The 22338-nt window shown below is 52.9% G+C and carries 19 protein-coding genes; 8 read left to right on the plus strand and 11 right to left on the minus strand.

Translation table 11 applies throughout. The features are described from left to right. The first annotated feature begins 124 nt into the window (after positions 1-124). The gene (locus Ga0123462_RS06915) at positions 125-451 is read left to right on the plus strand and encodes a hypothetical protein (RefSeq protein ID WP_100265634.1); all 327 of its coding nucleotides are present in this window, start codon (positions 125-127) and stop codon (positions 449-451) included. Between the two features lie 16 nt (positions 452-467). Here Ga0123462_RS06915 and nusB read toward each other — a convergent pair whose 3' ends face one another. The 5 genes from nusB to Ga0123462_RS06940 all read right to left on the minus strand — a co-directional run bounded on the left by nusB (position 468) and on the right by Ga0123462_RS06940 (position 5860). Continuing rightward, a complete protein-coding gene (gene nusB, locus Ga0123462_RS06920) occupies positions 468-902 on the minus strand; it encodes a transcription antitermination factor NusB (RefSeq protein ID WP_100265635.1) in 435 nt (144 codons plus the stop codon). After that, the gene (gene ribH / locus Ga0123462_RS06925; protein WP_100265636.1) at positions 902-1393 is read right to left on the minus strand and encodes a 6,7-dimethyl-8-ribityllumazine synthase; all 492 of its coding nucleotides are present in this window, start codon (positions 1391-1393) and stop codon (positions 902-904) included. Before ribH ends, nusB begins: the two co-directional genes overlap by 1 nt. Next, complete coding sequence (locus tag Ga0123462_RS06930; RefSeq protein WP_100265637.1) at positions 1393-2604, minus strand: bifunctional 3,4-dihydroxy-2-butanone-4-phosphate synthase/GTP cyclohydrolase II; 1212 nt, start codon at positions 2602-2604, stop codon at positions 1393-1395. Before Ga0123462_RS06930 ends, ribH begins: the two co-directional genes overlap by 1 nt. Further along, positions 2601-3206 carry a riboflavin synthase gene (locus Ga0123462_RS06935; RefSeq protein WP_100265638.1) on the minus strand — a complete coding sequence of 202 codons (606 nt, stop codon included), beginning with the start codon at positions 3204-3206 and terminating at the stop codon, positions 2601-2603. The genes Ga0123462_RS06930 and Ga0123462_RS06935 overlap by 4 nt, the downstream gene beginning before the upstream one ends. A gap of 71 nt (positions 3207-3277) precedes the next feature. After that, a complete protein-coding gene (locus tag Ga0123462_RS06940) occupies positions 3278-5860 on the minus strand; it encodes a fatty acid cis/trans isomerase (protein ID WP_198507310.1) in 2583 nt (860 codons plus the stop codon). Positions 5861-6145: 285 nt separating this feature from the next. Between Ga0123462_RS06940 and Ga0123462_RS06945 the strand changes: the two genes are divergently transcribed. Next, entirely contained in the window at positions 6146-7765 is a 1620-nt protein-coding gene (locus tag Ga0123462_RS06945; protein WP_100265640.1) for an adenylate/guanylate cyclase domain-containing protein, read from the plus strand. A gap of 25 nt (positions 7766-7790) precedes the next feature. Here Ga0123462_RS06945 and Ga0123462_RS06950 read toward each other — a convergent pair whose 3' ends face one another. The 5 genes from Ga0123462_RS06950 to Ga0123462_RS06970 all read right to left on the minus strand — a co-directional run bounded on the left by Ga0123462_RS06950 (position 7791) and on the right by Ga0123462_RS06970 (position 13786). Further along, complete coding sequence (locus tag Ga0123462_RS06950) at positions 7791-8948, minus strand: HD-GYP domain-containing protein (protein ID WP_100265641.1); 1158 nt, start codon at positions 8946-8948, stop codon at positions 7791-7793. A gap of 162 nt (positions 8949-9110) precedes the next feature. Further along, positions 9111-10538 carry a P-loop NTPase family protein gene (locus Ga0123462_RS06955; protein WP_100265642.1) on the minus strand — a complete coding sequence of 476 codons (1428 nt, stop codon included), beginning with the start codon at positions 10536-10538 and terminating at the stop codon, positions 9111-9113. Between the two features lie 127 nt (positions 10539-10665). Further along, a complete protein-coding gene (locus Ga0123462_RS06960; protein WP_100265643.1) occupies positions 10666-12099 on the minus strand; it encodes an ATPase in 1434 nt (477 codons plus the stop codon). Between the two features lie 162 nt (positions 12100-12261). Beyond that, the gene (locus Ga0123462_RS06965; RefSeq protein ID WP_100265644.1) at positions 12262-13038 is read right to left on the minus strand and encodes a TatD family hydrolase; all 777 of its coding nucleotides are present in this window, start codon (positions 13036-13038) and stop codon (positions 12262-12264) included. Next, the gene (locus Ga0123462_RS06970) at positions 13031-13786 is read right to left on the minus strand and encodes an HAD-IA family hydrolase (protein WP_100265645.1); all 756 of its coding nucleotides are present in this window, start codon (positions 13784-13786) and stop codon (positions 13031-13033) included. Before Ga0123462_RS06970 ends, Ga0123462_RS06965 begins: the two co-directional genes overlap by 8 nt. A gap of 94 nt (positions 13787-13880) precedes the next feature. Here Ga0123462_RS06970 and clpS point away from each other — a divergent pair, with 94 nt between their 5' ends. From clpS to Ga0123462_RS07000, 6 genes are all read left to right on the plus strand, one after another. Then, positions 13881-14210, plus strand: a complete 330-nt coding sequence (gene clpS / locus Ga0123462_RS06975) for an ATP-dependent Clp protease adapter ClpS (RefSeq protein WP_100265646.1) — start codon at positions 13881-13883, stop codon at positions 14208-14210. A 135-nt stretch (positions 14211-14345) separates the two neighbouring features. Continuing rightward, complete coding sequence (clpA, locus tag Ga0123462_RS06980; protein WP_198507311.1) at positions 14346-16604, plus strand: ATP-dependent Clp protease ATP-binding subunit ClpA; 2259 nt, start codon at positions 14346-14348, stop codon at positions 16602-16604. Beyond that, entirely contained in the window at positions 16601-17200 is a 600-nt protein-coding gene (gene tsaA, locus Ga0123462_RS06985) for a tRNA (N6-threonylcarbamoyladenosine(37)-N6)-methyltransferase TrmO (protein ID WP_100265647.1), read from the plus strand. Before clpA ends, tsaA begins: the two co-directional genes overlap by 4 nt. A gap of 75 nt (positions 17201-17275) precedes the next feature. Next, positions 17276-18154 carry an SPOR domain-containing protein gene (locus Ga0123462_RS06990; protein WP_100265648.1) on the plus strand — a complete coding sequence of 293 codons (879 nt, stop codon included), beginning with the start codon at positions 17276-17278 and terminating at the stop codon, positions 18152-18154. A 148-nt stretch (positions 18155-18302) separates the two neighbouring features. Continuing rightward, positions 18303-20438, plus strand: a complete 2136-nt coding sequence (locus Ga0123462_RS06995) for a diguanylate cyclase domain-containing protein (RefSeq protein WP_100265649.1) — start codon at positions 18303-18305, stop codon at positions 20436-20438. Positions 20439-20599: 161 nt separating this feature from the next. Further along, on the plus strand, positions 20600-21982 hold the full coding sequence (locus Ga0123462_RS07000) for a cellulase family glycosylhydrolase (RefSeq protein WP_157821302.1): 1383 nt from the start codon (positions 20600-20602) through the stop codon (positions 21980-21982). Between the two features lie 44 nt (positions 21983-22026). Here the strand turns inward: Ga0123462_RS07000 and Ga0123462_RS07005 are convergent, their stop codons facing one another. Then, positions 22027-22239: an RNA-binding S4 domain-containing protein gene (locus tag Ga0123462_RS07005; protein WP_100265651.1), complete on the minus strand. Its 213-nt coding sequence runs from the start codon at positions 22237-22239 to the stop codon at positions 22027-22029. Positions 22240-22338: the final 99 nt, after the last annotated feature.

Genomic DNA, 22338 nt, shown 5'->3' on the forward strand with positions numbered 1-22338 from the left:
TACACAGAGCAACCTTCCTGAAAATTTCATCGACTACTCCAGCCGCATGCGAATTTCATGTCTATTTCATCAAATTGATGGCATAAATCGCCTCCGCACTTTTCCGATGCAAGGAGATATATCGATGGATATGGCAATCATTTCAGGCATTTTTCTTGGTTCCGCAGGTATTGTTGCCCTGCTGATTCTGTTGATGACATTCGATAAAGATTACCTGAAAAAACTTGCCATCATGGCAGCCGTGATGTTTGTCAGCCCGCTGCTCATCACACTGGTCGGCAACTCTCTGGCTTGGTTTGACCTGCAACTTATCGAAATTATCACACTGCGTCAGGGAGCTTTAAGCATCCTGATCGCTGCCGCCTACGGTGTCATTGCCGGCGTCATCCTCAACTACATAAAAATCGAAATAGCGACCCTCTGGCGCAACAGGGTTAAATTAGAGAAATAAGAGAGACAGCTGTGCGCTAGCGGACACCTGCCTCATTCGGGCGCAGCTGTTTGGCCAGGTTATCCAGCACGCCATTGATAAAACCACGCGGTGATTCCCCCGCATAATCACGTGTTAATTCAAGCGCCTCGTTAATGATTACACGATAAGGAATCTCAAGCCGGTTCTGCATCTCCCACACCGCCATACGGATTACATTCAGCTCGATCGAAGCCACAGACCGCAGGCTCCTGCCCCGTACAGCCGTTTTGATGATCTCATCCAGCGCATCGACATTGTCAGTAACGCCATAAACCAGCTCTCGCAGGTAGTTTTCATCCTGATCATCACGCTCTTCATGCTGAAGCCGACTGCTGATCAGTCCCGGAATCATGCCTCCGTCCTGCTGGGCGCTGTGCCAGGCATAAAATGTCTCCAGTGCCGATTCCCTTGCCTGATGCCGATTAGCCATTATGCCCCCTCTCCCTGATCGAGCGCCTGCAACTGCCTGACAACCTCAACGGCAGTCAACGCAGCCTCCTCGCCCTTATGCCCGTGGGCACCGCCGATACGTTCAAATGCCTGCTCGTTGCTGTCTACCGTTAATACACCGTTACCGACACCGACATCACCGCGTTGGGCAATCTTGCCGATGGCATCCATCGCCCCCTGACAGACATAATCGAAATGGGCCGTATCGCCGCGAATGACGCAGCCAAGGCAGACAATCGCATCGAAACGACCACTGTTGGCCATCTTTGCTGCAATAGTGCCGATCTCGAAAGCGCCCGGTACATGCACAATGGTCATATCCTCTTCACAGCCACCATGTTCGAGCAGGGCTGAAACCGCCCCGGAAAGTAGTGCTTCGGTAATATCGTTGTTGAACCGGCTGACAATGATACCGACCTTCAAACCTCTGGCATCGACATTGCCGGCCAAATGTGGTGCATCAAGACTCATTATTTTTCACCTTTCATATTCAGCATATGGCCCATCTTCTCCTTCTTGGTGGTCAGGTAGGCGATGTTATCTTCATGCGGACTGCTCTGCAGCTGCACGCGCTCACTCACCTCAAGTCCATAACCATCCAGTGCAACGATTTTCTTGGGGTTATTGGTCAAAAGCTTCAGCTTACGCAGCCCCAGTTCACGCAGAATCTGTGCTCCGATGCCGTAGTCGCGAAGATCCGGCTTGAATCCGAGCTTCTCATTGGCCGATACCGTATCGTGGCCGGCATCCTGCAGGTTGTACGCTTTGAGCTTGTTCAGAAGCCCGATACCGCGTCCCTCCTGTCTGAGGTAGAGAATGACACCCTCTCCTGCTTCGGCAATCTGCCGCATTGCGGCATGAAGCTGAGAACCACAGTCACAGCGGCGCGATCCGAAGACATCACCGGTGAGACACTCCGAGTGCACACGCACCATACATGCCCGGTCCGCAACCGGTTCACCCATTACAAGCGCCACATGTTCGGCCTTGTCGACCGCATTGGTGTAGCCAATCATGCGGAACTCACCGAACTCGGTCGGCATGCGCACCTCAACTTCACGCCTGACCAGTGAATCGTGCTGCAGGCGATGGCGGATCACATCGGCAATAGTACCAACCTTGAGATTGTGCTTTTTCGCAAACTTCTTCAGCTCAGGCATGCGCGCCATGGTTCCGTCTTCATTCATGATCTCGCAGATCACACCTGAAGGCTTGAGCCCTGCAAGGCGGGCAAGATCGATACTCGCTTCTGTGTGACCCGCACGCACCAGTAGCCCGCCATCGCGCCCGACCAGCGGGAAAACATGCCCCGGCGTATGAATGTCATCCGCCCTCACGCCATCGGCAATGGCGGTACGGATGGTATGGGCACGATCGTATGCTGAGATGCCGGTGGTCACCCCTTCGGCAGCCTCAATCGAGATGGTGAAATTGGTTTTAAACTTTGAATTGGTATTGGAGACCATCAGCGGCAGCTGCAACTTATCCGTCTGCTCCTGCGTCAGTGCCAGGCAGATCAGGCCGCGTCCGTGCGTTGCCATAAAGTTGATCGCTTCAGGTGTCACCCACTCGGCCGCCATGACCAGATCGCCCTCATTTTCGCGATCCTCGTCATCGGCGAGGATAATCATGCGTCCAGCGCGCAGCTCATCGATCAACTCTTCAGTTGTAGCCAGTGTCATGAATTCTCCGTTGGAAAGTGCATCAGCCGTTCGACATAACGACCATACATATCAGTTTCGATGTTCACCCGATCGCCCGCTTTGAGGGCCCCCAGATTCGTGTGCGACAAGGTATGGGGAATCAGGTTGACGGTAAAGTCGCAACCATCCACGCGGTTCACCGTCAGGCTCACCCCGTTGATCGCCACTGATCCCTTCACTACCACATAGCGTGCCAGCTTTTCAGGCAGCGAAAAGGCATATTCACGATGCTCTCCGATCGCTTTGACCGACTTCACCAAACCAACGCCATCAACATGGCCTGTCACCATGTGACCACCAAGCGCATCACCCATGCGCAGTGCGGGCTCCAGATTGACTGCATCACCCTCGTGTGCGGCCGAGAATATGGTGAGGTTCAGTGTCTCCTGCGACAGCGTTGCAGCAAAGGCATCGTTTGCCGGGAATTGAGTGATGGTCAGGCAGCAACCGTTGCAGGCAACTGAATCGCCCAGTGCCCAGTTGCCCATCGCGAGTTTCGTTTTGAATACAATGTGGGTCTGTTCAGGTTCGCGTCGAATAGCCGAAATCGTGCCGACGTCCTGAATAATTCCAGTGAACATCGGCGAATAGTAGCGTCTTTCACCGCCGTTTCCATCGAATCAGCATTAGCGGCAACAGCCGGTGCGCAGAATCAGGGATTCGGGCTGGCATCCTCCGGCTGTGGATCCATGTAACGGCTCAGATCAAGAATGCCTGCTTCAACCGGCTGCGCACTGACATGCTGCCCCTGAAACCAGTCGGACATCTCCCAGAATTCAGGGTTACTACGCCTTATGCCGTAGCGGTTCAACACACGCCGGTAATCCAGTTCGGTGCGTGCTTCTTCACTGGCGGCAACGAACGCATCCAGCTCCTGCAGATTCAGATCGAAGAAAAAGTTGGGATAAGAGCCGGCAAGCCCTTTGATCAGGGTAAACGTATCCTCCTGCATTGCCTCCACGGAGCGCTGTCCCGGCTTTGCAAAGCTGTCTTCCCTATACGATTTGTTGCGAATCAAGGTGTAGGCACGATCGCACGTGTGAACGCTCCCTTTCACCCTGACAAATGACACCTCAGGGAAATTCTTCAGCACTTTATTGTGCAGGCTATCGATCACCCTTTGCATAGCTCGATCGCTGGCTGCGTCAGCACACTGACTTCGCTCATTGCGGCCTGGGCTGCTCCATTCAGATTCGACTGCTGAAAGATGCTGTTTCAGATTTTTGAAAAGCTCGTCCCTGGAGCGCTTCGCTTTCGCCATCTTCTGCTCGTCGTTTGCAGGTGGCTGCTCCTGCTGCGTACTGTATCCGCCTACCGAATCCACCTTTAGCCATGCACGGGTCGCCTTGCGCTGTTCGGGCGAAGTTTTTCCGCGTAGTTTATGCCACGAATAGTAAAGCAGCTCACGGTCATCCATGGGCAGGAAGTAGAGGAAGTTGTCTTCCCCTTCGATGCGCATAAAATCCATATAGAGGCGTGCGCCCAGTTGATGACCGAGGGTGCCAAACGGGTTATACCCCGCCACCAGCAGATAGTGCAGGCGCTCAAACACAGGATAATCGATAAACCAGGCTGTTTCCGGGGTTCCTCCTTGCATCCCGTAGTGAACTGAAGCGCTATCAAAGTGGCGGAACACAGTTAGCGCCGCATTCCTGTTGGCTTCTCCTTCCATGTTCACGCCGTTCCAGACAAAATCATCCAGTGCCTTGTCGAACGCAAGGCGTGGCAGCTTCTGGCTCCTGTAATAATCAAGCTTGGCCTGCATATACTTCTGCTCATCGGGCCAATACTTGATCCAGCCTGCAAACAGGCGACTTGTATCAGCCAGTTCCGTGGGCAGATGCAGGTATTGGTCCATGTCGGCAAGGAATTCACCATCCAGGCCATGCTGACTGTACGGTGCAGGCGGATTTTCAGGCTTCAGGAAAAAGAGCCAGAAGTGATCCTCGATCGCACTGAGTGCGCTCAAACCGCGGCAGACCGGCCCCTTGATGAAGCCATTGATAAAGAAGCGCGCGTCATCAAGCAGGAACTGGTAACGAACCTGGGCAGGGATTTCCCTGAAGATGGTGAAGGGCGTAAGCATTTTATCATCGTATAGCCCGAACAGCTTCTTCACTTTGACCCAAAACCTGTCGCCTTTATCCGATGCTTCGGGTGGATTATAGGGCGGCAGTTTCGTCACCTTATAGTCCGGTTCCAGGAACAGTTCACGGTAACGGGCCATGCGTGCATCCGATAGTTCGTAGACGATATGGCTCTTTTCCACGATGCTCGCATCATAAAGCCTCAGGCGATAATAGAACGACCCCTCCGGATCATCATAGGGTCGTACCGATGGAATTTCGGCGATCGCTCCGGTTTCAGTTCGCGAACGCACCAGCCGGTAAAACTCGCGTCCTGTCCCCTCGAAGTGGAGATGGCCAAGCACCAGATGTTCGTAGATATATCGGCTTACCAACCTCTCCTTCAGGCTACTGCCGTTGAAAAAAGCCTCCCACTTCCTGACCTGAGCTACCGCTTCGGCAGATGGCCTTGTCTCTTCTGATGGCTGTGCACCCTGCGCCAGCCACTGCACCAGTTGTTTATATTCCTTTTCGGAAAGGTTGGGCACTGCATAAGGCATGCCCCAGTTCCTGTGTTTGTCGGCGAAATCGCCAAACGAATCAAGCCGTGTGCAGACCTGTTCGCGATCAAGGCTGATATCCATATCCGCCGGCAATGGGCCGGAATCAGGCATCGGGTAGTGTTGCTTCAGGTTGAGCATCTGATACAGCAGTGAGCGTTTCAGGTTCTCCTCCGCCGAATGATTTCCATCATCGTTCAGCACACTGAAGAACTGCTTCTGACGCCACGCTTCGGTTGAGTTGGCATCAATAAACAGGCGGGTTGGCGCCTGATAGGAAAAGCGCATTTTGTTATATACCTTCAGCTTGTTGGCGCCACGTGTAACACCTTCATGCGAAGAGAGCTTGAGCTGGCACGGGGCATCGTAACAGCCGTGGCAGACGATGCAGCGCTTCTCCAGAACCGGTCTGATATCATTAAATGTCAGCGTCTTTTCCGGCAGGGATTCGATCAATCGCTTATCACTTTCCGACACTTCCGGTACGGGAAGCTTCGCCTCGGCCGGTTGCTCCTGCTTTGCACATGCGGAAAAAATCAGCGCGGCCGCCAGTGGCAGCAATACCACAGCCCTTAACACAGTTTTCTGCAAAAAGAATAATTTGCTCACTGAAATCATGATTCCCTGCCCCCCCGGCAGCAAGCTGTGTCTGTAATAAATAGAGCTTGCACTGTTTCCCTGACTGCCGGCCAGAATGACGCAAAGCCGGCACTCTTATGTTTATAGCAGAAAAAAAAGCCCGCCCCAAGTTCGAGCCATTCGAAATCTATTCGGCCATCTGAAGGAACACGCCAGATGCTTCAGAGCAACATACCAAACGCTAACAATCATTGAACTTCCTGTTATAATTGAGTTAACGGAGATACAGCGGAAAGTTACCGGGAAGGGATTTTCATGGAGTTTATTCGAAGATTCTTCTGGCCTTTTAATGTCAGCTACAACGACTTACCGGCTGAAGATGTATATCAGGAACTACGGGGCATCTGTATCGCAGGCGCGTTCTGGCCCATTTGCATTGGTGCATTGCTCTTCTACTTCGGCCTCTCGCTGACCACATATCAGCAGCTTCTGGGGTTATTCCTGATCCTGCCAGCAGGAGGGGTGGCCATGTATTTTGCCGGCCGGATTACCATGCGGCGCGACTTCCTTCCGATCCGGCGTTTTCTGCAAGCGCCTGAGGTTGAGGCTGATAGCGATATGGCTGCAGCGGCAACTATTCAGGCCAAGAATTTTCAGATCTATTCTGTGCGACGCATTCTCCTCTTTCAGGCACCCGCATTTGCAGTCGCCTTCTCATTGATGGCGATTATTGCCAACCTCTTTATGGGATTCGGCTTAGAGCTATGGCAGGCCATGGTTGCCCTGCTGGTTGCCGTCATGATGGGTATCGCACACGCAATATTCGAATATTATGCTGTTGCTGGCATCATGTTTCACGTTGTCAGGATGGCTCACAAGGTGTGTGGCGATCTTTCACCCGAACAGCGAAACAGGGTTATCCCCCTCGACATGAGGCGTAAGCTGCTGTTTGTATCGACCTTTGTGGTACTTCCCCCGATGATCATTCTCGGCACCACCATGCTGATCGATATCCGCCAATTTCTGCTGCAGCTTGGTTACGACGACGCGCTCGGTTTTGTTCCCGGCATGGTCGGCTGGATGCTTCTGGTGGTGACCGTGGGTTTCGTTATATCTCTGTTGATATTTCTGCGCATGGCAGATGAGGCAGGCGACTCGGTAACCGAGCTCTCCGATGCCATGTCCAAAGTGGAGGAAGGCAATCTCAACATCTCGCTGGTTGAGCGAACAACGGATGAGTTTGCCGACATCTACAGGCGCTTTAACCGGATGGTCAATGAACTGATGGAGCGTGAACGGCTGCGTGATGCATTTGGCCGTTATGTGGCCAGGGAACTTGCAGATGATGTCATGCAGAACGGCACCAGCTTCAACAGCAAAGAGGTCAATGCCAGCGTGCTGTTCGCGGATATCCGTGATTTTACCGCCATGTCCGAAACGATGTCAGCCGAAGAGGTTGTCGCCATACTCAATGAGTACTTCTCGGTCGTTGAACCCACCATCAAGGAGGAAGGTGGCTGGATCAATAAATTCGGCGGTGACAGCCTGCTGGCTGTGTTCGGCGTACTGACACCACAACCCGATCATATCAACCATGCAGTTCAGGCAGCCCTGAAGATGCGACATGCCCTGCACGAATTCAACCTCACGCAGGAAGCAGCTGGCAAACACTCACTCCGAATCGGCATGGGGCTCCACTGCGGAAAAATGGTGGCCGGCAGTGTCGGTAGCCGGGAGCGCATGGAGTTCACCGTCATCGGCGATACGGTAAACATGGCCTCGCGTATTGAGGGGCTGAACAAAAAATGGGGAACCGATATTCTGATCAGTGAGGATATCGCCAAAGCCATGGAAGGATCGTTGACAGTTGAAGCGATGCCGACAACACACGTGCATGGCAAATCACAACCCATTCAGGTTTACGCAGTCAAATAGTATCGAGGCGGACTACCCCTGCCGATTATTCAACAATCGTCCCGTTCTCCCGCTGGATATTGACGATCTCTTTCTGGCAGGCAAAAAAGGCATCCACCACATTTGGATCAAAGTGTTCGCCTCGCTCTCTCTGTATCAGGTCGAGAGCATCCTGCAATGGCCACGCTTTTTTGTAGGGTCTCTCCTGCACAAGCGCATCAAATACATCGGTAACCGCAACAATTCTGGCAACCAGCGGAATCTGCTCCTCCCTCAGCCCTTCGGGATACCCCTTCCCATTCCACTTCTCATGGTGATACCTGGCAATCTGTTCACTCATCTGGAGTATCTCTGTGTCGGATCCCCCCAGTATCGATGCGCCTTTTTCCGGGTGGGTCTGAATGATTTTCCACTCCTCTGCATCAAGTTTGCCTTTTTTGTTCAAGATCCCGTCCGGAATACTCACCTTTCCAACATCATGCATGGCTGACGCATGAAAAATATTCTCCTGCTCCTCCTCAGAAAACCCCAGATGACGCGCAATAATCTTGGATGAGTGCCTGATTCTCTGGATATGCTGGAATGTGTCCTCATCCTTATACTCAGCGGCAAGGCCCAGTCGCGCCAGGGTTTCCAGATAGGCATTCTTTAATGACCCCTGAAGACGCTTACTGACAATATTCGCAGCAGCAATCGATGAAAAACCCTTGGCGATGCCAATATTCAGCTCATGAAATATCTTCTCCCTTGGATTCAAAATTTCGAGCGTTCCGATCACCCCTTCCGAGGGATGGCGCAGAGGAACAGCCAGAATCGCTTCGGTTCTGAATCCGGTTTTCTTGTCAACGGCTGAATTGAAGCGGTATGGAACACCTTCTGGCAGATTGTATGGGTCACTGATATGAAGCATTTTGCCAGTGACCGCCACATAGCCTGCAATACTGTCTTTACGAAGAGGAATCCTGCGATGGCTTCCGATAAGCTGAGTGATGTCAATTTCATCATTCTGCAGCGTCATGAACTGAAGATGTTCGCCGTCGATCAGAGAGATGCTTCCAGCCGATGCATTAAATATCAGCCTTGCATGATACAGTACCTTATCAATGAATTTCTGATGATCAGTTTCCACCTCAATATCGAGTGCCGCATTAAATAGAAATTTCAATGCAGCCTTTGCATCTTGCCCGCTCATTAACTCAAACATCACTTCCCCCAGCCATCAACGGCTTGTATATCTATAGTCTACGGGTGCGTATTTATCAAGCGTCTCAGGGGAGAATAAGTCCAATAACGCTCTTAATTAACGCTTGCGGATAACGCGCGTAATGACTGCTGCGACAGCCAGCAGCTACGGTATTGTAATTGACTACAACTCTACGAAATAGGTCTCCCATGCCGCGGTCAGGCTCTTCTCTGTAAGCTCCGGTTTATGGCCATGGTAGTGCGAATCGTCGATGATGTGATCAATCAGATCCCGGGGGTGACAGGAATTCGGAGGCCTGCCGGAACGTCGATAGAAGCGCTCCATCAGGAAAGTGAGCATCTCCTGCTTATACTCCACTCCGTTGGCATCGCAGACGGCCCTGAAGATCTTCTCATACTCCTGCTCGGTCGGATGATCGATCTTGATTTTATAGCGGATACGGCGAAGAAACGCCTCATCCACCAGCTTCTTGGGTTCAAGATTGGTGGAGAAGACCACCAGCTGATCGAACGGAATCTCGAACTTCATGCCGCTCTGCAGAGAGAGAAAGTCGGTGTGACGTTCCAGCGGCACAATCCAGCGGTTAAGAAGATCCTGCGGATCCATCTGCTGGCGCCCGAAATCATCGATAATAAAGATACCGTTATTGGCTTTCATCTGCAGCGGAGCCTGATAAAAGCGGGAAACCGGATTGAACTCGAGATCAAGCATGGAGAGGTCGAGTTCGCCGCCTGCCATCACGATCGGCCGTTCAATCTCCAGCCAGCGGGCATCAGGCAGATTTCGCTTGATCAGTTCATTCTCCGGCGACCCTTGCTGTGCCACAGCCCGATGCGTCACCGGATCGTAAAGCATAATCACATCATCATCGACCAGTACCGCGTATGGGATATAGACCGTCTCCGGCATCACCCTGGCAATGGTTTCGGCAATCGCTGTTTTACCGTTTCCAGGTGGCCCATAGAGAAACAGGGCACGACCGGAGCTTACGGCCGGCCCCAGCCGGGTCAGCAGCTCATTGCTGACGATCAGATGAGAAAATGCCTTCAGAACCGATGACTCTTCCACGAGAATGTTTTTGACTGTCTGTACCTCGATCATGCGCCGATAGACGGAGAGCGGTACTGGTGCAGGACCCGCATAGCGGGAAATACCCAGCAGCTCCTGTGCACGAGCCTTTCCACGGTCGGTCAAAGTGTATCTATAGGTCATCCGCCCCATGCCGGATGACCCTTTCACCTCGATCATCTGGTGGCGCTGAATATCCTCCAGCACCTCATCTATAATCGGGGTGGGAAGTTTCAAACGCTCAACCACATCATGCAGCGTGAATTCACGCAGTGTAAAGAGATGCTTCATGACAAGGTCAACGATAAACGTACGCCTGAGCCCGGTATCCTCGATTGAGTCAGGTGAATGGGGCTTGCGATGGAAGAATGACCCCAGCTGCTCCTCGCTCAGGAATCCAAGTGCAACCAGGTTGTCGCCCAGACGCCCACCATGCAGACGCTGTCTTTCAAGCGCCTGTTTTACCTGATCATCGGTCAGCAGGCGTTTGTCCTTGAGTTGATCTCCAAGCAGTCTTTCCATCTCTCACCTCCACGGCGACTCCATTGATACTCAAAGTGGCCGAACGGCATCATCAGCAACCCGAGCCAGGGTACTTCCAGTATAGTCTACTGTGCCCCTGCCCTCAATTTACGCTGCAGAGAGCCCCCTACATATCTACGAAGTAGCTGTTCCAGGCAGCTGTCAGACTTGCCTCCGTCAGCTCAGGCTTATGCTCGTTAAACTCGGCATAGTCGATGATGTGGTTGATCAGGTCGCGTGGATGGCAGGCATTAAGCTTCCTTCCCGTAGGCCGATAGAAACGCTCTAAGAGAAAATCGACCATCTCCTTCCGATAGACAATGCCATTGTATTCGCAAACGCTTTTGAAAATCTGTCTGAATTCATGCTCGGCTGGATGATCGATCTTGATTTTATACCGGATACGCCGCAGGAAGGCCTCATCGACAAGTTTTTTCGGCTCAATATTGGTGGCAAAAACGACCAGTTGATCGAATGGGATCTCGAACTTGATGCCGCTCTTCAGCGAGAGGAAGTCCGTATGCCGTTCAAGTGGCACGATCCAGCGATTGAGCAGATCCTGCGGGTTCATCTGCTGGCGACCGAAATCATCGACAATGAAAATGCCGTTATTCGCCTTCATCTGCAGCGGTGCCTGATAAAAGTGGGTAATCGGATTGAATTCAAGATCAAGCATATCAAGAACAAGTTCGCCACCGGTCATCACAATCGGGCGCTCAATCTCCAGCCAGCGCGAATCATGAAGATCATGCCTCATTACCTCGCGGGCATCACTCTCCGGCTCCTCCTGATCGACTGCCACATGCGTCACCGGATCGTAGAGAACTATCACATCATCATCGACAAGAACTGCGTAGGGGATATAAACGGTCTCCGGCATCATGTTCGCAATGGTTTCAGCAATCGACGTTTTGCCATTACCTGAAGGGCCGTAAAGAAACAGTGCGCAGCCGGAATTGACAGCTGGACCCAGCCGGGCTCGCAGATCGTCAGTGATGACCAGGTGTGAAAATGACTCCTCTACATCAGATGCCCTCACCTTGATGTTTTGCACCGGCTGCATCTCTATCATTCGGCGATAGGCATCCAGTGAGACAGGTGCAGGGCCAATATAGTGCGAGCTCTTGATCAGGGTCTGTGCCCGGGTTTTCCCATGATCAGTCAGCACATAACGATTGGAGAGCCTGCCAAATCCGGATGACCCGATAACCTCTATCAGCTTCTTATGCTGAAGCTCTTCCAGAACCTCATCGATAACTGTTGCCGGAAGTTTCACCCGATCCACAACATCCTCCAGTGTGAAATCGCCTAGCGTAGAGAGATGCTTGATGACCAGATCGACAATAAATGAGCGTCTTAATCCGGTCTCTTCAATTGATTGTGGTGGTTGCGGTCTGCGGCTTATAAATGCATCGAGTTCTTCCTCGGCAAGGAAGCCAAGATCAACAAGGTTTTTACCAAGGCTGCCCCCGTGCAGCCTCTGTTTTTCAAGCGCCTGCTCAATCTGCTTATCAGTGACAAGCTGGTTGTCCCTAAGTTGATCACCAAGAAGCCTTTGCATGAAACACCTCCGGAAAAGGCGACAACCGAACGGAGGTTTCACCAGCCTGCAGAACAACCGTGCGGAAGAGTCAAATCCCTGCCCCGTCTAATAACAAGTATAGTTCAACTCTCCCGCACCCTCAAACGGCAGGAGTTTCCATATTGGCGATGGGGCTACGGCTCAGATTCCGAAACGTGCTCTTGCATTGCGGGTGGTCCGGGCAGCAAGCTCAGCGAGCGTTACACCCCGCACCCCGGCAATGCACTCGGCGATATATTTCACATATGCCGGCTCATTGCGTTTACCGCGAAAAGGCACGGGCGCCAGATAGGGTGCGTCGGTCTCTACCAGCAACAGATCGTCCGGCACCATCGCCGCCACTTCCCTTAGCTCCTCATTTCGTTTGAAGGTTACATTGCCTGAAAAGGAGATCGACATACCCATATCGATAGCTGCATTGGCTGTTTCCATATCGGCCGAAAAGCAGTGCATGATACCCCCGCATTCCGATACGTTCTCTTCCTGCAGGATACGGATCGATTCACTGTCGGCATCGCGATTGTGCACAATGACCGGCTTACGCATGGCCTTTGCCGCCCGGATATGGGTTCGGAAACGCTGCTCCTGCACTTCAGGCGCCACATGATGTCGAAAGAAGTCCATGCCGGTCTCACCGATCGCCACGCAGCGTGAATGAGCGGCCAGTTCGCATAACTGCTTGATGGAGGGTTCGACTTCCACCTCATGGTTGGGGTGCACGCCCACACTGAACCAGACATTGCTGCGCATCTCGGACAGTGCCCTGAGATCATTGATGTGGCTGAAATCGACACCAACCACAACGCACCCTTCGACCCCCGCTGCCGCCATACGTTCAAACATGGCGTCACGATCATCCGCATAATGCGAAAAATCGACATGGCAGTGGGTGTCGAAGAGTGCGATAGGATCAGTCATGCATGATCGCTTTCAGGTGACTCAGTTTCACATGGTGAACATCGAGTGTGTGTAAATCCTGCAGAACCTCGACTGCTTCGCCTTCCGGCTCGCCCAACTCGGACACCACCAGGTCAGCGCCGGTGAAATCATGGTTTCGGGTATAATCGTTCACCGTTACCACACATTTGAGCCCGGCAGCATTGGCTGCTTTCCAGCCATTTTCGGAATCCTCGAGAGCCAGTGTGTTTTCAGGATTTACACCAAGCTGCTCCATCGCATAGGTGTAGATGTCGGGGGCAGGCTTCTTGGCCGGTACGATGTCACCCGCAGCCAGCACGGCAAAACGGTCGAACCACTCCTTGCCGAGCGAGTGCTCGATCAGGGCATCAAGTGCTGCAGGCGTGGTGGTCGTGGCCACACCCAGAGTAATACCAGCCTCATAAGCCTCTTCCAGCAGACGGCGTACACCCGGTCGCAGTGGAATGCGCCCCTCGGCAATCAGACTCTGGTAATGAATGGTCTTGCGCGCATGCAATCCTGCAACTTCCTCATGCTCCATATCTGGCATGCCGCCGCGCTCGATATCGAACTTGATACGCTCCTTGCCGCCGGTCACCTCCAGCAACTCACCATAGGTTGGCACATCCCATTCACGCGCATGTCCCGCCTCGTCAAAAGCCATATTAAAAGCTACACGGTGCCCATCACGCTCGGTGTCCGCCAGAGTTCCATCCACATCCCACAGGATGCATTTCAGTTCTGCCATCTGTTCGCTCCTCTTGTCAGAGTTTTCCAAGAGACAGGTCGATCCGTGTCGCTTATCCCTTGGAAGAATTTTCCAGCCCGCTAACATCGCTGCCATGAGCGATATCCATATGCCGGAAATAGTGCATAAGCCTGATGCAGAAACGACCGAACCTCAACTGCAACGACCCCCCATGTATTCTGTGGTTATGCTTAACGATGACTTTACCCCGATGGACTTTGTGGTTGATATTCTGGTGCGCTACTTCCATAAATCGGAAGAGACGGCCAACACGCTGATGCTGCAAATTCACCTGCAGGGAAGTGCCGTATGTGGCGTATTCCCAAGGGGTATTGCTGAGACAAAGATACATCAGGTCGAGGCTGCCAGTCGCAGTGGTGGCCACCCTCTGCGTTGCATCATGGAGCGCGAACCGGACGAATAGTTTCGTGCTATAATTATAGAGTCGGCGCAGCGACAATATTGACGGCACAGTTATTGCTGTTGCAGTGTATGAACTACTGGATGGACGATGAATGATGCACATGGATGGTGCTGAAATCGGATCAAGGATGTGACCATGGGAATATTGAGTGAAGAGCTTGAAGAGACACTGAACGAAACATTCCACAATGCACATGTTCGCAGGAATGAGTTTGTCACTGTTGAACATCTCCTGCTCGGTCTGCTGGATAACCCCAATGCGCTCGGTGTACTGCTCGGCTGCCGTGCCGACATCGAAAAATTGCGTCAGGAACTTACAGGGTTTATCCGGGACCATGTTGCAATCCTGCCGCATGATGCCGGTGAAACCACGGCCAGCATTGGTCTGCAGCGTGTAATTCAGCGAGCAGTCATGCATGTACAGGCATCGGGAAAACATGAGGTAAATGGTGGCCACGTCTTGGTGGCTATCTTCTCCGAAAAGGATTCGCACGCTGTCCATTTTCTTAATCGCATGGGCATCACCCGACTCGATGTGGTCAGCTTTATCGCCCACGGAGCCTACAGCGACGAGCCTGCTCAGGATGAGCAGGGCAGGAACACGCCGGCTATTGAACACGAACAGGGCGACTCCAACGCATCGCCACTTAAACGCTTCTGCATCAATCTCTCCGTGCGTGCTGCTGAAGGAAAGATCGATCCACTGATCGGTCGCAAAATCGAGCTTGACCGCTGCATCCAGACCCTTTGCCGTCGTCGAAAAAACAACCCGCTCCTGGTCGGTGAGGCAGGTGTAGGAAAAACAGCCATTGCCGAAGGCCTGGCGTTGAAAATCGCGATGGGTGAAACATCTGATGTGATTCGCAATGCCACGGTTTATGCGCTCGATATGGGTGCACTCCTGGCCGGCACAAAATACCGAGGCGATTTTGAGGAACGGCTTAAAGCAGTATTGCACGCACTGGAGAGAGAGGATCATGCCATCCTTTTTATCGACGAGATTCACACCATTATCGGTGCCGGTGCCGCCAGTGGTGGCACCATGGATGCCTCCAACCTGCTTAAACCTGTACTTGCGAACGGTGAACTGCGCTGCATCGGTGCCACCACCTATCAGGAGTTCCGCAACCTCTTCGAGAAGGATCGCGCGCTCTCCCGCCGCTTCCAGAAGATCGATGTGCCGGAACCGAGTATTGCAGAGACAATCGACATCCTGAAAGGGCTGAAGTCCCGATTTGAGGAGCACCACAACGTGCGCTACAGCCAGGCAGCCATAGAACAGGCCGCCAAACTCGCCAAGCGTCACCTTCATGAACGGTATCTTCCCGACTCAGCCATTGATGTGCTTGATGAGGCTGGTGCGGCCATGCGCGTTCGCCCCGAAGAGAAACGGCGCACTCAGATCAACGTTCACGATATCGAATCGATGATCGCCACGATGGCCCGCATCCCGCAGCAGCAGGTATCCGCATCCGACAAAAAACGGCTGGCTCATCTTGATCGCGACCTCAAACTCTCTGTTTTCGGTCAGGACAGAGCGATCGACATGCTCTCTGCCAGCATCAAGCTCTCACGAGCAGGCCTTTCACACCCCGAAAAGCCGATCGGCTCATTCCTCTTTACCGGCCCGACAGGTGTGGGGAAAACCGAGGTTGCACGCCAGCTGGCGCGCATTATGGGCGTGGAGCTGATTCGTTTTGACATGTCCGAATATATGGAGTCGCACACCGTCTCCCGCCTGATCGGCGCACCTCCTGGTTATGTCGGTTTCGATCAGGGTGGCCTGCTTACTGAAGCGGTCAGCAAAAACCCTCATGCGGTCCTGTTGCTGGATGAGATCGAGAAGGCGCATCCGGACCTCTTTAATCTGCTGCTGCAGGTCATGGATCACGGCACCCTGACCGACAACAATGGACGCAAGGCGGATTTCCGTCATATCGTATTGATTATGACCAGCAATGCCGGTGCCTTCGAGATCCAGCAGGGCTCTATCGGCTTTAATCCGAACCCACAGCAGGGCAAGGATGAGGATGCGATCAAGCGCATCTTCACACCCGAGTTCCGCAACCGGCTGGACAGCATAATCGGATTCTCACAGCTCTCCGAAGAGGTGATCCTTCATGTGGTGGACAAGCTGCTGATCGAACTCGAAGCGCAACTGCTGGAGAGAAAGGTGGAGATCGACGTATCCGATGCAGCCAAGCGCTGGCTGGCCCGCAACGGCCACGATCCGCTGATGGGTGCCCGGCCAATGGCGCGGCTGATCCAGGAGCAGATCAAAAAACCTCTGGCCGATGCCATTCTTTTCGGTGCTCTACAGAAAGGCGGCATTGCCACCATCGACTGCGAAGCTGGCAAGCTGGTGGTACGTGAGCAGGAACCCGAAACGGCATGAGTAAAAAGAGACCGGCCTCCCCTGCCGAACCGGGCTGGGGACGCAAGCCGCCAAAAGGCACCCCTCCAAAAAACTACACGGACGATTTCTCGCATTCAGAAAGTAGTGAACTTGAGATCACCATGCAGCCGATTGGCGTCGTGCACAGTAGCTATCGTGAGCGTTTTGCCGTACCGCGTCAGCCTTCGCTGGATGATCCACAGTCTGCAACCATTGAACTTAACGACGGCATGAACCTCGACCAGGCGGTCAAGGATCTTGATGGCTTCTCCCATATCTGGGTGATCTACTGGATGCATCTGAACCAGGGCTGGAATCCGACCGTCACACCACCCCGCGGTCCCAAGGTGCGTCGCGGTCTATTCGCCACACGTGGCCCGCACCGCCCTAACAGCATCGGACTTTCGGCAGTGCGTCTGACCAGGGTCGAGGGGCGCACCCTGCATATCCAGGGCCACGACATGCTCGATGGTACTCCTGTGCTCGATATCAAACCCTATCTCCCCTATGCCGATGCATTCCCCGATGCCAGCAGCGGCTGGGTCGGCGAGACGGGCGTCGCCGCAATGAAGGAGTCGATCAACACGGGCAGCTAACGGGGCGTAACACCTGCTCGCGAATGGCCAGGTTTTCGCTACAATAAAAGTATATCCTAGTCGGGAGCACTGACGATGAGTGACAAGATGGAAAAAGAGCTGGATCCCAACAACAGCGCCGATCAAGACACGAATGATGACACCTTCACCTGGACCACGCCGTTTGCCAGTGAAACATCCCTGGATGAGGTGGATATCGACTTTGATCACCCTGAATCTTCCCCTTTTGGGGTAGAAAGTGAGACTGGAAACGTGCCGGAAACAGGTACCATCCCGGAGATGGAGCCGGTTGCCCCTTATCGCAGTGAGCCGGTAATGCGTGCACCTTACGCTCCGGAGCCGGAGGTTGAACCGGAAAAAGATAGCGAACCACTGCAACAGGCAGGAGGCGGCAAGCTATCCGCTGCTCTTTCGATCATCGCTATCCTGATCTCATCAGCAGCCATGCTTCTCCATTTCGCCAGCAGCGACACATCCACCTGGGAGCAGGAGAAAGCACTGCTCAAAGCAGCAGCAGAGCGGAGCGAAGCACGTTATCTTGAGGTTACCCAGGAGCTGAACAGGCGTGTACGTGTACTGGAGTCGCAACAGGAGCATCTGGAAGGTTCGCTGCAGATGCAGTCCAAGCGTATCGACTCGAAATTCGGCAGGGTGATTTCAGAGCCCTCTCCAGAAACTCTCACCAAAGAGCCATCCCCGGCACCGACAACTGCACCGGTTACCGGCTGGGCTGTCAACCTGATGTCCATGGAGGACAAAGAGGCGGCCGCAAAAGAGAGGGATCGACTGATTGCGCTCGAGATTCCGGCCGAGATCAGCCCCTTCTATATTGATAAGACCCTCAAGTACCGTATCCGCATCAGCGGTTTCCCCGACAAGGAGACAGCCGAGTTATACAGGCAGAAGCTGGCATCCCAATACGGCATCAAAGATGGCTGGGTATATAAACCATAACAACGCGATCGATATTCAACACACCGGTCACAGCGGTCATGAAGTGGGCGTTATTGTCTCTTCTGTTGCTCAGAACTCGATAACCGCGCCTAACTCCGTGAAACTATATTCAAACTCATGGTTTCCTGTATGTTGCCGATAGTATTATATGAGAACAGCACGAATCAGGGGAAGGGCTCTGAAAAAAAGTATTTCGAAACCGAACAGGATACGCTGGCTTAACCGGCTCAACACCCGTTTCCAGATCACCTTGATTCTGGTGCTGCTGTCGACCCTTGCTGTCAGTCAGTTCCTGCTGTTCAACAATCAGAAGTCTTCGATCTATGAAGAGGAGGTAGAGCGCGCCTCCTTTATGGCCGATGGCCTCTCCCGCAGCCTGCAGACCCTTATGCTCTCAGGTAATGCTGAATTCGCCATCGACTGGATAGAGCGTGTCTCGGAGAGCCCGCAGCTTCTCTCTGTGCAGGTTCTCCGCAAAGATCAGAGTGAGGCCTTTCGGGATGGTCATACCATTGCTGAGGTTAATCGCTTTCTTGATTCCGATGCATTCAATCGCCCACTGCTTCCCACTCGTAAAATATCAGATATCGACAGCGACGCTTTTGCCGAACCGTTGCGGGGCAAGTCGTTCAGCAGCCTGGATGAGGAGCGCGCTGAGCTTACCTTCCTGCTTCCGATCAAATCCGGCGAAGCCTGTATGAGTTGCCACGGCTATGACAAATCCCCTGTTCGTGGCGTACTCCGTGTCACTACATCGGTTGCTCATGCACAAGATCGGATCGCTCAGGCACTGCAAGACACAATCATCTACGGCCTGTCGGTTGCATTCGTCATTGGACTGTTGCTCTTCATATTCATTCGCAGACAGATTCTTGCACCACTGGAGAGTATTGCTGAAGCAACTGCGAGCATTGCTGATGGCGACCTTCAGACCAGAGTGGAAACAAGATACAAAACCGAAATAGGCAGGCTCGGAGAGTCTTTCAACCATATGACAGATGCCTTGAACCGTACAACCGTGTCGAGGGAGTATTTTGAAACAGTCATGCGTTCAATGGGTGAAATGCTATTCGTCACTGATATGGAGCAGCGTATCGAGTTTGCTAATCCTGCCGTATTGACCACCCTGGGTTATTCAATGGATGAACTGCTCGGAAAACCGATCGATGAACTGATCAAAGGTGGACAGGAGCTGACGCTCCCTGGGCGTCAGAAACTGTTGCAAGAGAATGAAATCAAGAGCATTGAACGCAACTTTCTTCATCACGATGGCCATGAGATTCCAGTGCTGATTACCCTGTCAGTCATGCAAAACGATTCGCAAAAGCCATCTCATATTATCCATGCCGGACGTGACATCACCCTACAGAAACGAACCGAACGAGAGTTGATTCTGGCTGCCAAGGTGATGGAGAGCGACTCCAACGCCATCCTGGTCTGCGACGACAAAGCCAATATCGTGCTGGTCAATCCGGCATTCTGTGAGATTACCGGCTACAGCCGAGAGGAGGTGATTGGCAACAATCCGCGCATCCTCTCATCGGGAAAACAGTCGGCAAACTTCTACCGCAACATGTGGGAAACCCTGCTTCGCGATGGGATGTGGGCCGGGGAAATCTGGAACCGGCGCAAAAACGGTGATATTTATCCAGAATGGCTCTCGATCACCGCACTGCGCAATGAAGCTGGAGAGCTAACCAACTTCGTCAGTATATTTAATGACATCTCGGAACAGAAAAACCTGGAACAGAAGCTGTCGCATCTGGCACATCACGACCAGCTCACCGGACTTCCGAACAGAACCCTGTTCACCGACCGGCTGGAGCACGCACTGACTCATGCTGTTCGTGAAAACCACAAGGTCGGACTCATGTTTATAGATATCGACGGGTTCAAGGCTGTGAACGACAACCATGGACACGACATCGGTGATGCGCTGCTCTGTGTTATCGCCACGCGGCTGGGAGATATGGTACGTGACTCCGACACCGTAGCACGCATTGGCGGCGACGAGTTTGTCATCATCCTTGAGAACCTGAACAACATTGAAGACATCATTCAGGTTGCCGAGAAGATACTTAACCGTTTCAGCAACCCTACCATGGCTGCTGAAATATCATGTAATATTGGCTGCAGCATCGGCATTGCCATCGCTCCAGATGACAGTAATAACGCGGATGATCTGGTCAAGAAAGCGGATACGGCCATGTACCTGGCCAAGAGCTCCGGCAAGCAGCAGTACCGGATTTTCAGCCGTGACTGTGTCAAACAAACAGAAGGCTGAAGCACATTGACCCCCCATACCATGACACAGGAAGCAACCAGGATAGCTCTTTCCAGCCGCGCATTCAGTGGACAATGGTCAGTTATGTTCTATAAGTAGAAACAGCGATGATAAGAGCATTCTTCGACAGACAACTCCTTACAACCCCTTCGGCTCTCCTGATGCTGTTCGCGCTGCTGCTTCCGCTCAATCATGCCATGGCCTTTGATCATTTTATCTCTCGCGATGACAGCACCCTTCTCGATGGCAACAAGCCATTCCGCTTCATTTCGGTCAATATCCCCAACTACTTTATTCTCGAGGATCGTGCCGGCCAACAGGGACACAAGTGGCACAGAGTCACTGAATTTGAGCAGCGCGATGCTGTCAAAGCAGTCAAACGCCTTGGTGGACAGCTGTTCCGTTCCTACACCTTTTCGGTTGAGGGTGGCAAAAACCTTGCGGGCGACCTGGCGCATATTTATGCCGACAAGGATGGCCGCATTCGCTACAACGAGGAGCTGTTCAAAGATGTCGACCGTGGGCTCGCCATTGCAGCGGCCGAAGGTGTCCGGGTGATCATTCCACTGGTTGATAACTGGGCATGGTTTGGCGGCTTTGCAGAGTGGGCAGCGCTGGCAGGCACAGCTGACTTCTGGAACGATGCAAAGGCCAGATCAGAGTTTAAAAAATTTATCAGCTGGCTGCTGAAGCGCAAAAACACGATCACAGGCATTCAATACAGGGACGATCCGACTATCATGGCATGGGAACTCGGCAATGAGATCGACAAAGCGAGCCCCGACTGGATCAGTGAGATGGCCGCATTTATCAAAAAGCATGACCAGAACCATCTGATCATCGATGGCGGACACAAGCATATTCCCGACGTTTCACTGCAGGACAAGAATATCGACATCGTCACCACTCACTATACCGATGCTGAGTTCACCGACTTCGCCGCCTCTGCGGCAAAAGCCGGCAAGGCCTATTTCTATGGTGAGTTCAACCCCTCGGAGGCATTCACTGTCGGAGATATCGTCAGGCGCACCATCGACTCCGGGGCCGCAGGCTGCCTAGCGTGGTCGCTGCGTTTCCGCACCGAACAGGGTGGCTTCTACTACCACTCTGATTTCAATGGCGCCAGCGATTCGCTGCACTATCCCGGCTTCCCCTCCACCTTGCCGGCTGATGAAGCCGGGGTGATTGCCACGCTGAAAAAGGGCGCTTACACCATTCAGGGGCTGCCGGTTCCACCGGAACCTCTGCCCGAAGCCCCTGCACTCCTGCCAGTTGAAAAACCAGCTGAGATCAACTGGAAAGGTTCAGCTGGCGCAGTTTCATACGATGTTCAGCGCAAACATGGCGATGACGGCGACTGGCAGACCATTGCCAGTGACATATCCGATGCAATTCCGGTCATATTTTACGGTGATGCAGTCGCAAAACTGCCGCTTTTCAGTGATAATCCGGAGGTAGGTGTCTGGCACTACCGGGTGATCGCCAGAAACAGCAGCGGTGTTTCCAAGCCCTCCAACAGCATGCAGGTTACAGTGGCCAAATAGGGCCATGCCGCTGCTTTACAGAAGCAGATAAACCACGCAAAGCCTCATGCAAGCCGGATACGGATTTTTTCGGAGCGATACTCAATGATATCGCCGGCAACGATCTTTTTCCTTCTGCGGGTCTCCACCTGGCCATTGACCCGCACCTGCCCTTCAGTGATCACCTGGTTTGCTTCACCACCGCTGGCAACCATGCTTTCGTACTTCAACAATTTATTGAGTTCGATCGGTTCACTTGAAATTGTAACTTCCCTCATATTGTAAACACCTCGCGTCAACACCAAGAAGAGGTTCTTCTACAGTGCAACCATGACAATATTTCTCTGCTTTGAATACATCTTCTCCGTGGATGACAA

The organism is Mariprofundus ferrinatatus, from assembly GCF_002795825.1.
In the GTDB taxonomy this organism is placed as follows: Bacteria; Pseudomonadota; Zetaproteobacteria; order Mariprofundales; family Mariprofundaceae; genus Mariprofundus; species Mariprofundus ferrinatatus.